The sequence below is a fragment of the Peteryoungia ipomoeae genome (assembly GCF_004912165.1).
GTDB classification, from domain to species: Bacteria; Pseudomonadota; Alphaproteobacteria; order Rhizobiales; family Rhizobiaceae; genus Allorhizobium; species Allorhizobium ipomoeae.
Genome location: NZ_STGV01000006.1, coordinates 58,630 through 72,025 on the forward strand (window position 1 = coordinate 58,630; position 13,396 = coordinate 72,025).

The window sequence follows — 13,396 nt, forward strand, 5'->3', positions numbered from 1 at the left end:
CAAACTTGTCCGGCCGCGCTTTGATACGCCCCTGGATACTGTCTGTGGCGATTTTTCCCCAGGCAAAGAACCCCCGGCGTCCGAGCGGCAGCACGTGGACGATGCGCTCGGGGAGACTGAGCCTTCCAGCAGTGGGAGCGCTTTCCGACGCGCAATCCGGCGCCGAAAAATAGTTAGTGAATACAGAGTGATGTCCTGTCGGTTCCGACGATGGTGTGTGGCCGCGTGGGCTTCAACATACTCGCCGGCAGAGATCACTCTACCTCCGCAAACTTCTCTCGTTGGCTGCCATCGTGCCGAGCGGAACGTAGGCCAATACTCCGATGCTGATTAAGTGACGGCTTGACAACGCTATCATGTTCAATATCCTATACATGTTCAATATACTGAACAAATGAGGGGAGGTTATCGTGAGCGGTCGAGGCGTTGAGCGCATTCTGGATATGATCGAGTGGTTCGCCGCTGCTCCCGACGGTGCAAGCCTTTCGGAGATCGCCGCGACCTTGGCGATCCCAAAGTCCAGCGCCTTGCAGATGCTGCAGTCGCTTGCCGACCGCGGCTATATCCGCAGGCAGGAGAACGGTGAGTACTGCCTCGTCCGGCTGCCCGGCGATATCGCGAAGGACGGCCGAAGCCATGGCGCACTGATCGCGCTGGTTTCCTCCCATCTCACACAGGCCGTCGATGAGACAGGTGAGAGTGGTTTCATTGCCGTGCTCGAAGACCGCTCGATCCGGTATCTCAACAAGGTGCTGCCGACGCGCGAGATCCTCTATGACCGCGACATCGGTCCCAAGCGCCCGGCCCACAAGGTGGCCAGCGGGATTGTTTTGCTTGCGGCACAGAGCGACGCCGAAATCGCGGCCTATTCGGCGGCAGAGGCGCTGTCCGATGAAGAGGTCTCCAGCCTCTCCCGCGCCGTTGCAATGGCACGGGCGGACGGCTTTTACGTAAATTCCATGGGCGTCGTGGAAGGCGCGGCCGGTGCGGCCGCCCCGATCATCGGCGCCGATGGCAGGGCGGTTGCCGCCCTCAACATCTCGGGCCCCCAGGCCCGCTTTGTCGCCAATTCCGACCGCATTTCCGAAGTGGTCAGAAGAACCGCCGTTGCGATCAGTGAGGAGCTATCGCGCCGCGGTCGTCGTTTATCAAAGGGAGGTAAGACATGAAGTTCGTAACACAATCGGCAATCGTCGGATTGTTCGTCGGCATTGCCGGTTTCGCGCAGGCGCAGGAGGTGCCGGCAGGCTATCCTGCGGACTATGCGACGATCATTGAGGGCTCGCGCAGCGAGGCCGGTCTGATGATCTATTCCAACATGGCCGACAACAACTGGCAGCCGCTGATCCAGGGCTTCAATGCCAAGTATCCCTGGGTGAAAGTGGAGACCGTCGATCTCGGCTCCGGTACCGTCCATTCGCGCTGGGAGGCGGAAAAGGGCTCGAGCGCCCGCACTGCCGATCTTCTTGTTTCAGGTGCAAACGACCGCTGGGCATCCTACGGCAAGGAAGGTCTGATGGAAGACTACAAGAGCCCTGAAATCACCAACCTGCCAGACTTTGCCTATCCGTATCCGGGCGTGAACGTGCTGTCGACCGATCCTTTGGTCATCACCTACAACGCAGCGCTTCTGCCCGAAGACCAGCGCCCGACAGGCTTCGCCTCGCTGGTTGAGGACGCAGTCGCCAACCCGGACAGTTTCCAAGGCAAGATCACCACCTACGACGCGGCGCGCAACAGCTTCGGCCTGACGGCGTGGTGGTCCTACATGAACAAGAAGGGTGAAGCCGGTTGGGATGGCCTGCGCAAGATCGGCCCGATGATCCGCGGTGAGACATCCGGCGGTCCGATGAACGAAAAGATCGCGACCGGCGAGTATCTGATGGGCATCGCTGTTTCCGGCATCACCATCTTCCCGCGGCTTGAGCAGCCGGGTGGTGAAATCCTCGGCTTCGCCTTCCCCGACGATGGCACGATCATGATGCTGCGCGGCATGGGCATTCCCAAGGGTGCCGCCAATCCGAACTCGGCTAAGCTTTTCGTCGACTACGCCCTGAGCCAAGAAGGCCAGACCCAGGTCGGCAAGGGCGGTCTCGTGCCATACCGCGAGGACGTCGCCGAAGACCAGGTCCGCTACACCTACCAGAAGATCAGCGAGATCGTCGGTGCGGACAATGTCATTGCCGCCGGTTTCGACCAGCGTCTGATTACCGAAGCGGGTCCCTTTGTCGAAAAGTGGAACGCCGCTATCGCCGGCAAGTAACAGCCAGGCCGAAGGGCCGGCCGCGGGCTGGCCCTTCCACCAACTCTGACAGGAAAAATCGATGACGGATATCAGCCACGCCGGCGCGGCCGGGCGAGGGATAGACCGATCGCGTGCGATCTACTGGGGCGTTGCGGCGCTGACGACGATCCTCGTATTCGGTCCGATCACCCCGATAGTCTTCCAGGCATTTCTCGACAAGCCACTCTACGACGAAACGGCCGTCCCGACGATCGGCAACTTCACCCGTCTGGTGAACGAGCCCGGCATGGCGGGCGTATTCTTCAATACGCTCTATTTCGGCGCTCTGACGATGATCGTCGCGCAGGTGTTCGGTGCAGTCATGGCGGTTCTTGTCGGACGCACCAATCTGCCCGGACGCAAATGGCTCGGCGAGATCTTTATCTGGCCGCTCTTTGTCTCGAACCTTGTCATCGCCTTCGGCTGGTTCACCATGTACGGCCCCTCGGGCTTCATGACGCTGGCTGCCAAGACCTATCTCGGTGGCGCACCTTGGAACCTCTACACTGTCACCGGCATGGGTATCGTTGCGGGCTTGAGCCAGGCACCGCTGACCTATCTTATGTGCCTTGCGGCCGTGACCAAAGCGGATCCGCTGCTTGAGGATGCCGCGCGGTCGACCGGCGCCGGCCCGTTCCGGGCTTTGTTCTCGGTCACCATCCCGATGATCCGTCCGGCGATCATCTATTCGGCCGTGCTGAATTTCGTCGTTGGAATCGAGATGCTGGCAATCCCGCTGCTTTTCGGTGGTCCCTCCGGGATCCAGACGGTTACGACCTTCCTCTACAACGCCGGCATCAACGCCGCCGTTCGTCCGGAATACGGGATCGTCGGCGCCGCAGCCGTGATTCTGCTGATCGTCGTCGCTTTTCTCGTCTGGTTGCAGGGCTTCCTGATGAAGGGTGCTGGACGCTTCGTGACCGTGCGCGGCAAGGCGAGCCGCCCCTCGACGCTTGATCTCGGCGCATGGCGCTGGCCTGCCTTCTTGTTTGTCTTCGCCTTTGCCTTCCTGACGATCATCTCGATTTTCGGTGGCATCTTCATGCGCTCGGCGGTGAGCTTCCTGACGCCCCTCATCCCGTTCTGGAAAGTGATGACCACGGCCAATTTCGAGCATGTGCTCGGCTCGGCCACCTATGTGCGCTCGATCGTCAACTCGGTGCTCGTCGCCACGATCGGGGCGGCTATCGGTACCTTCTTCATTCTGGTCATTGCGCTCGTCGCCCGCCGCTCGGACTTCCGGCACAATCGTGCCCTAGAATATATCGCGCTGTTCCCGCGCGCGCTGCCAGGCATTATTGCCGGCCTCGGCTTCTTCTACGCCGTCATCTGGCTTCCCGGAGCAGACATCATCCGTGGCACGATCGCAGTGCTGATCCTCGCCTTCATGATCCGCTACATCCCGGTCGGCTTCGGCGCCATCGCGCCGGCGCTGGCACAGGTCGGCGAGGAACTCGACCGCGGCGCGCGCATTTCGGGGGCAGACTGGTGGACCACGGTGACACGCATCATCGTGCCTATCCTGAAGCCCGCGTTGTTCAGCTGCTACGCTCTGCTCTTCATCCATTTCTTCAAGGAATATGTGACGGCCGCCTTCCTCTACCAGCCCGGCTCCGAAATCATCGGAACCACCATGCTGCAGCTCGTCGCCCAAGGCGACAACGGCCCGGTCTCCGCCCTTGCAACCATCCAAGTCATCATTACCGCCGCGTTCGTCATCCTGGCACGCCGCGTCATGGGAGCCAAAATCTATGGCTGATCTTGTCCTTCAGAACCTCACGATCAAGTACGGCGCAGTCACGGCTGTCGAGGATCTCAACATCCATGTAGCGTCCGGCGAGTTCCTGACGTTGCTCGGCCCCTCTGGCTGCGGCAAGTCCACCTCGCTCTTTTCTGTCGCTGGCCTCAACCATGCGACATCGGGTACGATCCGCGTCGGCGACCGGGTGCTGTTCGACGGCAACCCGAACAACACCGTGCCCCCGGAAAAGCGCAACATCGGTCTTGTCTTTCAGTCCTACGCATTGTGGCCGCACAAGACAGTTGCGGAAAACCTGGCCTTCCCCTTGACCCTGCGCAAGATCGGGCGGGCGGAGCGTGACGAGCGCATCAAGGAGGCGCTCGGCCTCGTCGAAATGCTTCCCTATGCCGATCGCTATCCCTTCGAGCTTTCCGGCGGCCAGCAGCAGCGCGTGGCGCTTGCCCGTGCGCTCGTCTATCGCCCGCCGCTTCTGCTGCTCGACGAACCCTTGTCAAACCTCGACGCGAAACTGCGCGAGCGGGCACGGGTCTGGCTGCGCGAACTGCAGGAGCGCCTCAACGTCACCACCATCTACGTCACCCACGACCAGGCCGAGGCTTTGGCCGTATCGGACCGCATCGCCGTCATGAGCATGGGGCGAATGCGCCAGCTCGGCACCCCGCGCGAAATCTACGAACGGCCTGCCGACAGCTTTGTCGCCGACTTCATTGGCTCCTCGAACTTCCTCACAGGCACGATGATCGAAAGCGGCACGGACCAGGCCCGGATCCGGTTGGCCGATGGCAGCGAGCTGGTGACGCCACCGGGCGAGGCAGGCACGAATGGTTCGGTCGTCGTCGCTATCCGTCCAGAAAGGATCGAGCTGACCGACGCGGCCGGTCCGAACACGATGCGCGTGTCGATCGAGCAGCGAACCTATCTCGGCTCCGTCTGGCAATACGCCGTACGATCGGGCCCGATCGAGTTTCGCATCCAGACGCCATCCGAGCTGGCGCAGGACTCTCTTCGGGTGCGCATCCCGCATGAACACTGTGCCGTGTTCCCCGACAAGCCTGGCGTCAATTGAGGGTCTCATGACAAAAGAGAAAAAGACGGTTCGTTTCGATGCTGGTCAGAAGGGTTTGCTGCACGGGATCCGCGTCATTGATCTCAGTCGCGTCGTGGCGGGCAACATGCTGTCACTGCAGCTCGGCGATTTCGGTGCCGACGTCGTTAAGGTCGAGCCGCCGCAGGGCGATGCGCTGCGGGAATGGCGCGACAATGGGCATTCGCTGCACTGGAAAACCTATGGCCGCAACAAGCGGTCGATCGCGCTCAACCTGCGTCAGCCGAAGGCGCTGGAAGCGCTGAAAAAGCTGCTCGAGACCGCGGATGTCTTTATCGAGAACTTCCGTCCGGGAACGCTGGAGGAAATGGGGCTTTCGCCAGAAACCTTGCTGGCGCTCAATCCTCGGCTGATCATCGTGCGGATTTCGGGTTTCGGCCAGACAGGCCCCTATGCCAGGCTCCCCGGTTTCGGCACGCTGGTCGAGGCGATGAGCGGCTTTGCGTCTCGCACCGGCTTTCCGGACCGCGAGCCCGTCCTGCCGCCCTTGGCTCTGGCCGACATGATTTCCGGACTGACGGGCGCGAATGCCGTCATGATGGCGCTGTTTGCCCGCGAGCGTGGCGATGCTGCGGGGCAGGTGATTGATCTGTCGCTGCTCGAACCAATTTTCGCTTCGCTCGGGCCGGAAGCTTCGATCTACAAGGTCACCGGCAAGGTCAAGCAGCGGTCCGGCTCCGGTTCAAACACGGTGTCACCGCGCAATGTCTATCTGTGCGGCGACGGGAAATATGTGGCGCTGTCCGGGTCGACCCAGGTCATCGCGATGCGGATCTTCGATATTGTCGGTCGGCCCGACATGAAGGATGACCCTCGCTTTTCCACCAATGTCGAACGGGTCAGGCACCGGGAATTGGTCGATGCCGCGCTCGCTCCGTGGTTCGCCGCAAGGACCCGTGACGAGGCGCTTGCCGGAATGCGCGCCGCGGGCGCGACCGTCGGCCCCGTCTACGACATCGCCGATATCAGCATCGACCGGCATTTCGCCGAGCGGGAAATCGTTGTCGATGTCGAAGACGTTGATCTCGGCAGCATACCCCAGCACAATATCTTCCCACGTCTGTCGCAGACGCCGGGGGCGTTTCGTCATCCCGCACCCGAAGTCGGCCAGCAGACCGCGGCAATCCTGGCGGAAATCGGCTTGACGCCAGCGGATCTGGAGGGCGACGCATGATCGCATCGCTCCTCTACGTACCGGGCAATGCGCCACGGTTTCTCGAAAAGGCGGGGCAGCGGGGCGCTGACGTTGTCATCATCGACCTCGAGGATGCCGTGCCGGAGGCCGCCAAGACCGAGGCGCGCGACGGCCTTGCACGATGGGTTCCCGCGATCCGAAAAAGCGGTTGCCAGGTCTTCGTGCGCGTCAACCAGTCCGATCGCCTGGCAGACGACGCCATCGCTGCGACGCTTGCGGGGGCCGATGCGCTCTACATTCCGAAGGTCAACAGCCCGAATATCCTGGTCAATCTTGCCGAGGTCGTTACCCCGCACGAGGCCGATCGGGCGCCTATCGGTTTCGTGCCGCTGATCGAGGACATGAAGGGGCTTTTCGAGGTTCGCAGCATCGCTCAAGCTGCGCGGGTCTTCGCGCTGACCTCGGGCGGAGAGGATCTCGCTACCGCGATGGGCGCCCGCCCGACGCCGGAGGTCCTGCGCTATCCCAAGCTGATGATCCACTATGCGGCCAAGGAGGCGGGGATCCTGTCCTTCGGAATGCTTCGGACGACCGTCGACTTCGCCGACACCGACGCCTTGCGCGCCGCCGCATTGGAAGCGCGCGACTTCGGTTTCGATGGTGCCACCTGCATCCATCCCTCGGTGGTGCCGATTCTCAATGCAGGGTTCGCACCGACGGAGGAAGAGGTTTCCTGGGCGCGGAAGGTCATTGCCGCAAGCCAGCAGGAGGAGGCCGCGGGGCGGGGTGCCTTCATGCTGGACGACCGGTTCATCGATGCACCGATCGTGACGCGTGCCCGCAATCTTCTGCAGAAATTCGAGAAAGGGCGGCTCACCGCATGACCCAAGACATCCTCCAAGGCGCCGAGCACGGCACACGCGGCCGGCGTATCCTTGTCAGCCACAACACGATTGCCGAAAAAGCGATCCGGCTCCTGAACCAGCACGATATCGACGTGTTCTTCTCACCGCCCTACGACCCCTCTGATGTGGTGGCGAGACGTGCGGCCGAGCTTGCAATCGATGGCTTCATGGTGCGTCAGGGGCGTATCAATGCCGAAGTGATCGCAGCCTCCCCCAAACTCAAGGTGATCGCAAAGCATGGCGTCGGCGTCGACAATGTCGACCTTGAGGCCGCAGCGAAGCTCGGCATTCCCGTGCTTCGCGCCATGGGATCGAATTCCCGGGCAGTGGCCGAGCATACGATTGCCCTGGCACTTAGCCTGGTCAAGGAGGTCTTGCCACTCGACAAGGCAGTAAAGTCCGGTGCTTGGCCCAAGCCGACCTTTGTCGGCAAGGATTTCCTCGGCGCCACGATCGGTCTTGTCGGTTATGGCGGGATCGGGCGCGAGACAGCGCGCATGGCGCAAGCGCTTGGAATGGAAGTGGTGGTCTACGACCCCTATGCGCCAACCGCCGCAGAGGCCGACGGCTTTGCATCGGCCGCCGATGTCGACGCGATGCTGCCGTCGCTCGACATCCTGAGCATTCATTGCCCCCTGACGGCAGCGACGCGCAATCTCATCGATGCCCGTCGTCTTGGTCTCATGAAAGCCTCTGCGGTTCTGGTGAACACCGCCCGCGGCGGCATCATCAACGAGGCCGACCTTGCAGAGGCACTTGAAAGTGGAACGATTGCAGGGGCGGCGCTGGACAGCTTCGAAACCGAGCCGCCGGCCGCCGACAGCCCGCTCTGGTCGCTGAAAACACTGATCGCGACGCCCCATATCGGCGGTGTCACCTATGGCTCCGCCGACGCGATGGCAATCATTGCCGCCCAGCACATTATCAGCGTTCTCGACGGCAATGCGCCGGATGAACGCTCGATCGCCCGTCCAACCGAACTTTCTGCCTGAGGTATTTGATGACTTACGGATTTCGCGTCAAACAGAACTGGGATCGCATCACGCCGTCGCTCGTGGAGGAATTTCGCAGTCTCCCCGTGGCCAATGTCAGCGATTCCATGTCGCGCCTCTGCGCATTTGGCGCCGGCATGCGGCCGATGCATCGCTCCGGCACGCTCGCCGGGCCGGCGTTGACGGTACGCACCCGGCCTGGTGACAACCTGATGCTGCACAAGGCGATCGACATGGCGAAGCCCGGCGACGTGATTGTGGTCGATGCTGCAGCCGATATGGCCAATTCGCTGATGGGCGAGTTGATGCTGGCCCACGCAATCCGCCGCGGCGTTGCAGGCTTCGTGCTCAACGGAGCGCTTCGGGATGCGGAAGCGTTCCTCGAGCGCAACCTCCCGACCTTTGCCGTCGGCGTGACCCATCGTGGTCCCTATCGCACAGGTCCGGGCGAGATCGGTCTGCCGATCGCCATCAATGGCACCGTCATCGAGTCGGGCGATCTGATCCTCGGTGATCTCGATGGCGTGGTCAGTGTGCCGAAGGCGGAAGCTGCCGCCATCCTTGCCGCGACAATCAAGAAAAACCAGGCGGAAAACAAGCAGATGGCGGAAACCGAGGCCGGCACGGTCAACCGCGATTGGGTCGACAAGGCCCTCATCGAGGCGGGATGCGAGTTCATCGACTGACAAGCTCAGCCATCGTCCCGAAAGAGATCTCTCGATCTTGGATCGCGGATACGACTCTCAGCGGGCGATGACACACCATCCGCCTTGCGATGGCGTCCACCAAGTCAATGCGTAGCTCCGGCGGACCATGGTGGGACTTCTGGACGCCAGTTCAGGGCAACGCATCGTCTTGGCTAGTCGAAAAGACAGGCACGTTGTTCGGTCCTGATCCAGCGATCTGAAGCGCCCTCTTTATCTGGCAAAAGCCAAAAACTTGCCTGTAGGGACATGCGGCATGACGTCCATCGGCAAACCATAGATGCGTTGAAGTGCTCCCGGCGTCATGATCGTCTCCGGTGCTCCCTCTATGATCATGCGGCCAGAATGGAGAGCGGTGATGGTATCGCAGAAGCGGGACGCCATGTTGATATCGTGCAGCACGATAATGATACCGAGACCTTTCTCCTGAGACAGTTTGCGGATCAGTGTTAGCACCTCGATCTGGTGGGCAATGTCGAGGGCCGAGATTGGTTCGTCAAGCAACAGGCATTCCGTATCCTGAGCCACCAGCATGGCGAGCCATGCGCGCTGTCGTTCGCCGCCGGAGAGCGTGTCGACGAGGCGGTCGGCGAGCGGTGCGACACCGGTCATCGCAATTGCTTCCTCTGTCTTTTGTCTGTCCACCTCGCCAAACCGACCCAGCGCGCCGTGCCAGGGATAGCGTCCAAGCGATACAAGTTCGCGGACGGTCAATCCGGCTGCTGAGGGCAAGTGCTGCGCCAGATAGGCGATCTTGCGCGCCAGCGACCGATCTCCCCAAGTGTCGAGCGGTCGTCCGTCCAGCATGATGGTGCCACTGCTGGGCGCCTGCTGGCGCGCCAAAAGCTTCAAAAGCGTCGATTTGCCGGAGCCGTTGTGCCCGATCAGTCCGAGAACCTCGCCATCCAGCGGGATCTCAAGCGTCAGCGGTGCAAGAATGGGTCGCTCGGCCACGTCGAAACCGACGTTGCAAAGTGAGAAGGTCGATCTCTGTCTGTTCAAGATTTGATCCTTTTTACTCGATCTGGGCAAAGGGTGCCGCAATTCTCGACGCCCCGAACGCGGTCCCTCAAACAGCAGACTTTTCGACGACGCACGCGCAACCCTTCTTCCTCGACATAGCGGATGGCGTCCGTCATCGGGGCGGGGAGGGCAAAGCCCGAGATTTTCCCAGGAAGCTGGCGAACAATCCACTCGAGATAATGCGCCGCATTGCCCCAGAAGATCTTTTTCGACAGGCCGCTCCGCCTTGCCAAAGCCTCAATGAGCGGGGTCAGATGTGTGGAGACCAGCAGGGAGGCTGCCTGATCTCCATCTTCTGTCGTGAAATCGGAAGGGACGCGCAGTGCGACCGGCTGGCCGTCATCATCGACGACGATCTCTGTAGTCTCGATGTCGGCACGAACGGCTCTTCCCCCGATCACGGACAGGGCCATGACGGGGATGATCACGGTCGCCAGATATTTCTGCGACCACAGGGAAACCAGATAGCTATCGGGTTTGACGCCAAAGCGTCGTGCATAGCTTTCGATGAGAAAAGCAAAGGCATCGGCCTCCAGCACCTGCGCTGATGGCACCACCCTGCGGATTTCCGCACCATCGGATAGTCTGCCGCGAATAGGCGCCAACGGGCCGATCAATCGCGCGAGCAAATCCTGTGGGCTGGCGATGCCGCTCATGGGTGTCTCCGGTAAAGGAGCCAGAGGAAGTAAGGTCCGCCGACAAAGGCGGCGAGCACGCCTGCTGGGATCTCGTAAGGAAAGTGAATGCTGCGACCGAGCCAGTCAGCCGTGGTCATCAAGGCTGCCCCGATGGCTGCCGCACACAAGGCTCGGTTCAGTGGTTTTGGAGGCGTGGTCATTGCCGCGATATGGGGGGCGATGAGGCCGACAAAGCTCAAGGGGCCTACGATCAGGGTCGCCGCGGCAGTCAGGACGGCTGACAGCGACAGAAGGGCGGTTCGGGACCGTCGCGGGGCAAGCCCCAGTTCGCGCGCCGCCTGGTCTCCGAGTGGCAGGATTTGCAACCAGCGGCGAACAAGCGGGAGCAAAGGAAGTGCGACCAGCAAGACTATCAATCCCGCCAATCCGGTGATTGCGGTGGCGCGGTAGGTGGGGCCCATCGACCAGGCCAGCACATAGACCGCACGCGGATCACCGCTTGCGAGCACAAACGTGATGAGCGCGGCGGCAAAGGTGCCGATGGCGGCGCCCGCGAGCAGGACAGGTCCGGGCGCGTGGGCGGATTTGGCCGTGATGGTCATCATGACCAGAAATGTCGCGAGCGCCCCTCCAATGCCGCCCAGCAAAAGGGCCAGCGGAGAGAAGATGCCAGCCAGGAGAAGGGTTGCGACTATGCCAAGCGCTGCGCCGGAACTCACGCCGAGGCCTTCGGGGCTTGCGAGCGGATTGGCCGTGACCGACTGCATGATCGTGCCGGCCAGAGCCAGCATCGCCCCAGCCGAGGCGGCTGCAAGAACGCGCGGCCATCGACCCAAAAACAGATCCGCCAATGGAAGGTTGTCGATGAACAGCTGCTCGCCCAGTGAAAAGATGGCGATGGCGCCCATCACGACGATCGCGATGACAAGGGCGAAGTGCGGGCGGTGGCGCGGGCTGGAATTGGGCGCCCGTGCTTCAGCGTGCAGCGCCGTTAAAGGCATGTTTTTCAAAAGTAGTAGCAGCAGGAAGGCGCCGAAAAATGCGGTTGCCGTGCCGGTGGGAACCTCAGCGATGTAGGGGGCCATCACCAGGACCGAACCATCGGCAAGAAGCAGGAGCGCTCCGCCCAGAAGCGGCGACCACAACAGGCGCTCCGAAAAGGTTCGAGCGCCTGCAAATCGCGCCAGGTGCGGCGCCGCAAGCCCAATGAAAGCGATGACGCCGACCCTTGCCACGACGAAGGCAGCGAGGACTGATGCGAGAAACAAGCTTGCGAGCCTCAGTGTCCGCACGGGTACGCCGAGGCTGCGGCCGCTTGCATCGTCGAGCCCGGCAATCGCCAGCGGACGGGCGAGTAGTACAAGCATCGGAATGCAGATCGCCAAGCGCCACGCGAGCGCCAAGGCATTTGAAAAGTCGTTCTGAACGAGGGAGCCGCTGGCCCAGATGAAGACAGAGCGCAGATATTCATGGTTGAAGAGTGCGAGCACGACTGAGGCAGTTCCGGCAAAGAAACTGACGATCATCCCGGCAAGAAGCATGGTGACAGGTGAAAAACCGCCTTTAGACGCGAGCAGCGTAACAAGCCCCAGTGTGGCCAGGGCGCCGGTGATCGCGGCTAACTCAATGGACCATGTCGCCATTCCCGGCGCTGCGAGCGCCGCGAGCGTGATGGCAAGCTGCGCGCCGGAGAGAAGTCCCAGGGTGCTGGGTTCGGCGAGCGGGTTTTTCAGAACCTGCTGGAAGACTATTCCAGACAGTGACAGGGCCGCTCCAGCGAACAGCGCCACAAATATTCGGGGAAAAAGGGCGTAGTGTAGATAGGTCTCGCCGAAGCTGTCTGCTGCAGGATTGAGGATCGCCACCATGATCCGCGACAGAGGTACATGGCTGCTGTAGCCCACAATGGTGAGGGTAAATGCCGACAGAAGCAGCAGTATGAACAGGATTGAGGGGCGAAGCGTCATGACGGTTGCAGCGCCCTTCCGAGGATGCTCGCAAAGCGCAGGGCAGACGGCAGCGCGCCGAAGACCCAGGTCGGCGGGATAGTCACGACCCGGTTGGCCTTCACGGACGGAATTGCTCTCCACAAGGCGCTATCGAAAAGTTTTTCGGGTGGGCCCGGCTCGATGATCACGAGCCTTGCCTCCGGGTTTCGCGCAACCGCATCCAAGCCCGAGGTCGAGAACCCCCAGTGATTGCCGGATTTCGTCCAGGCGTTCTCAAGACCGAGCCGGCCAAGCACGTCATCAAACAGGCTGCCGGGGCCATATATGTCGAAAATGCGCTCGTCGGCGAATTTGGCGATCAACAGGGGGCGCCCGTCATAGGAACGCAGACTGGCTCGGACCTCTGACAATTTCTGCTCGAACTCGGTCTTGTATTGGAGGGCCTTCTGCTCGCGCTGTATTCGCGCGGCGATAGCATCGAGGCCGGCTTCCGCGAGCTGCAATGGGCGGCGCTCCGGTGTGAAGAGCGGCAAGGCCAGTGTCGGTGCCACTGCTTCCAGACTCGTTGCCTGTACGCCATAACCAGCCTGGCTGAGGATGAGATCCGGCCGCAGGGATTTGAGTAGTTCCATGTTGGGCCAGGAGCGCAAGCCGAGGTCGATGACGTCACGCGGCAGTTCGGGCGTCACCACGCGTTCCCGGTAGAGTTCGGCTTCCGCAATCGCAGAGGGGCGAGTACCGAGCGCAAGCAGCGTTTCGGCCCAGGCCCAATCGAGCGCGGTGATGCGCGGCTCAGGCTGTTGCGCGCGGACATGCTGCGGCATGGCCAGAACCGCCAGGATCGCGGCGGAAAAACTCCGCCGCGACAAGGCAAGATTTGCGATGGCTTTCACGGAGGC

The 13,396-nt window shown here is 61.7% G+C and carries 12 protein-coding genes; 8 read left to right on the forward strand and 4 right to left on the reverse strand.

Annotated elements, in window-relative coordinates:
- Positions 1 to 410: 410 nt before the first annotated feature.
- From FAA97_RS16985 to FAA97_RS17020, 8 genes are all read left to right on the forward strand, one after another.
- Positions 411 to 1,169, forward strand: a complete 759-nt coding sequence (locus FAA97_RS16985) for an IclR family transcriptional regulator (protein WP_136599751.1) — start codon at positions 411 to 413, stop codon at positions 1,167 to 1,169.
- Complete coding sequence (locus tag FAA97_RS16990; RefSeq protein ID WP_136599752.1) at positions 1,166 to 2,263, forward strand: ABC transporter substrate-binding protein; 1,098 nt, start codon at positions 1,166 to 1,168, stop codon at positions 2,261 to 2,263. Before FAA97_RS16985 ends, FAA97_RS16990 begins: the two co-directional genes overlap by 4 nt.
- A gap of 61 nt (positions 2,264 to 2,324) precedes the next feature.
- A complete protein-coding gene (locus FAA97_RS16995; RefSeq protein ID WP_136599753.1) occupies positions 2,325 to 4,043 on the forward strand; it encodes an ABC transporter permease in 1,719 nt (572 codons plus the stop codon).
- A complete protein-coding gene (locus tag FAA97_RS17000; protein ID WP_136599754.1) occupies positions 4,036 to 5,112 on the forward strand; it encodes an ABC transporter ATP-binding protein in 1,077 nt (358 codons plus the stop codon). Before FAA97_RS16995 ends, FAA97_RS17000 begins: the two co-directional genes overlap by 8 nt.
- Before the next feature lie 7 nt (positions 5,113 to 5,119).
- A complete protein-coding gene (locus tag FAA97_RS17005; RefSeq protein WP_136599755.1) occupies positions 5,120 to 6,325 on the forward strand; it encodes a CaiB/BaiF CoA transferase family protein in 1,206 nt (401 codons plus the stop codon).
- Positions 6,322 to 7,170 carry an HpcH/HpaI aldolase/citrate lyase family protein gene (locus tag FAA97_RS17010; RefSeq protein ID WP_136599756.1) on the forward strand — a complete coding sequence of 283 codons (849 nt, stop codon included), beginning with the start codon at positions 6,322 to 6,324 and terminating at the stop codon, positions 7,168 to 7,170. The genes FAA97_RS17005 and FAA97_RS17010 overlap by 4 nt, the downstream gene beginning before the upstream one ends.
- Complete coding sequence (locus FAA97_RS17015; protein ID WP_136599757.1) at positions 7,167 to 8,183, forward strand: hydroxyacid dehydrogenase; 1,017 nt, start codon at positions 7,167 to 7,169, stop codon at positions 8,181 to 8,183. Before FAA97_RS17010 ends, FAA97_RS17015 begins: the two co-directional genes overlap by 4 nt.
- Before the next feature lie 8 nt (positions 8,184 to 8,191).
- Positions 8,192 to 8,869 (forward strand): RraA family protein, encoded by a 678-nt coding sequence (locus tag FAA97_RS17020; RefSeq protein ID WP_136599758.1) that lies wholly within the window; start codon positions 8,192 to 8,194, stop codon positions 8,867 to 8,869.
- A gap of 231 nt (positions 8,870 to 9,100) precedes the next feature.
- Here FAA97_RS17020 and FAA97_RS17025 read toward each other — a convergent pair whose 3' ends face one another.
- From FAA97_RS17025 to FAA97_RS17040, 4 genes are read right to left on the reverse strand one after another with little or no spacing between them, the layout of a single operon-like run.
- Positions 9,101 to 9,889: an ATP-binding cassette domain-containing protein gene (locus tag FAA97_RS17025; RefSeq protein WP_136599759.1), complete on the reverse strand. Its 789-nt coding sequence runs from the start codon at positions 9,887 to 9,889 to the stop codon at positions 9,101 to 9,103.
- On the reverse strand, positions 9,886 to 10,566 hold the full coding sequence (gene fhuF, locus FAA97_RS17030) for a siderophore-iron reductase FhuF (protein WP_136599760.1): 681 nt from the start codon (positions 10,564 to 10,566) through the stop codon (positions 9,886 to 9,888). The genes FAA97_RS17025 and fhuF overlap by 4 nt, the downstream gene beginning before the upstream one ends.
- Entirely contained in the window at positions 10,563 to 12,515 is a 1,953-nt protein-coding gene (fhuB, locus tag FAA97_RS17035) for a Fe(3+)-hydroxamate ABC transporter permease FhuB (RefSeq protein ID WP_136599761.1), read from the reverse strand. The genes fhuF and fhuB overlap by 4 nt, the downstream gene beginning before the upstream one ends.
- Positions 12,512 to 13,390: an ABC transporter substrate-binding protein gene (locus tag FAA97_RS17040; protein ID WP_246041534.1), complete on the reverse strand. Its 879-nt coding sequence runs from the start codon at positions 13,388 to 13,390 to the stop codon at positions 12,512 to 12,514. Before FAA97_RS17040 ends, fhuB begins: the two co-directional genes overlap by 4 nt.
- Between the last annotated feature and the right edge of the window lie 6 nt (positions 13,391 to 13,396).

What these genes read in the sequence shown, in the direction of transcription:
- FAA97_RS16990 (WP_136599752.1), top strand. Translation starts at nt 1,166, where the DNA reads ATGAAGTTCGTAACACAATCGGCAATCGTCGGATTGTTCGTCGGCATT.
- fhuF (WP_136599760.1), bottom strand. Translation starts at nt 10,566, where the DNA reads ATGAGCGGCATCGCCAGCCCACAGGATTTGCTCGCGCGATTGATCGGC.
- FAA97_RS17005 (WP_136599755.1), top strand. Translation starts at nt 5,120, where the DNA reads ATGACAAAAGAGAAAAAGACGGTTCGTTTCGATGCTGGTCAGAAGGGT.
- FAA97_RS17015 (WP_136599757.1), top strand. Translation starts at nt 7,167, where the DNA reads ATGACCCAAGACATCCTCCAAGGCGCCGAGCACGGCACACGCGGCCGG.
- FAA97_RS16995 (WP_136599753.1), top strand. Translation starts at nt 2,325, where the DNA reads ATGACGGATATCAGCCACGCCGGCGCGGCCGGGCGAGGGATAGACCGA.
- fhuB (WP_136599761.1), bottom strand. Translation starts at nt 12,515, where the DNA reads ATGACGCTTCGCCCCTCAATCCTGTTCATACTGCTGCTTCTGTCGGCA.
- FAA97_RS17010 (WP_136599756.1), top strand. Translation starts at nt 6,322, where the DNA reads ATGATCGCATCGCTCCTCTACGTACCGGGCAATGCGCCACGGTTTCTC.
- FAA97_RS17000 (WP_136599754.1), top strand. Translation starts at nt 4,036, where the DNA reads ATGGCTGATCTTGTCCTTCAGAACCTCACGATCAAGTACGGCGCAGTC.
- FAA97_RS17020 (WP_136599758.1), top strand. Translation starts at nt 8,192, where the DNA reads ATGACTTACGGATTTCGCGTCAAACAGAACTGGGATCGCATCACGCCG.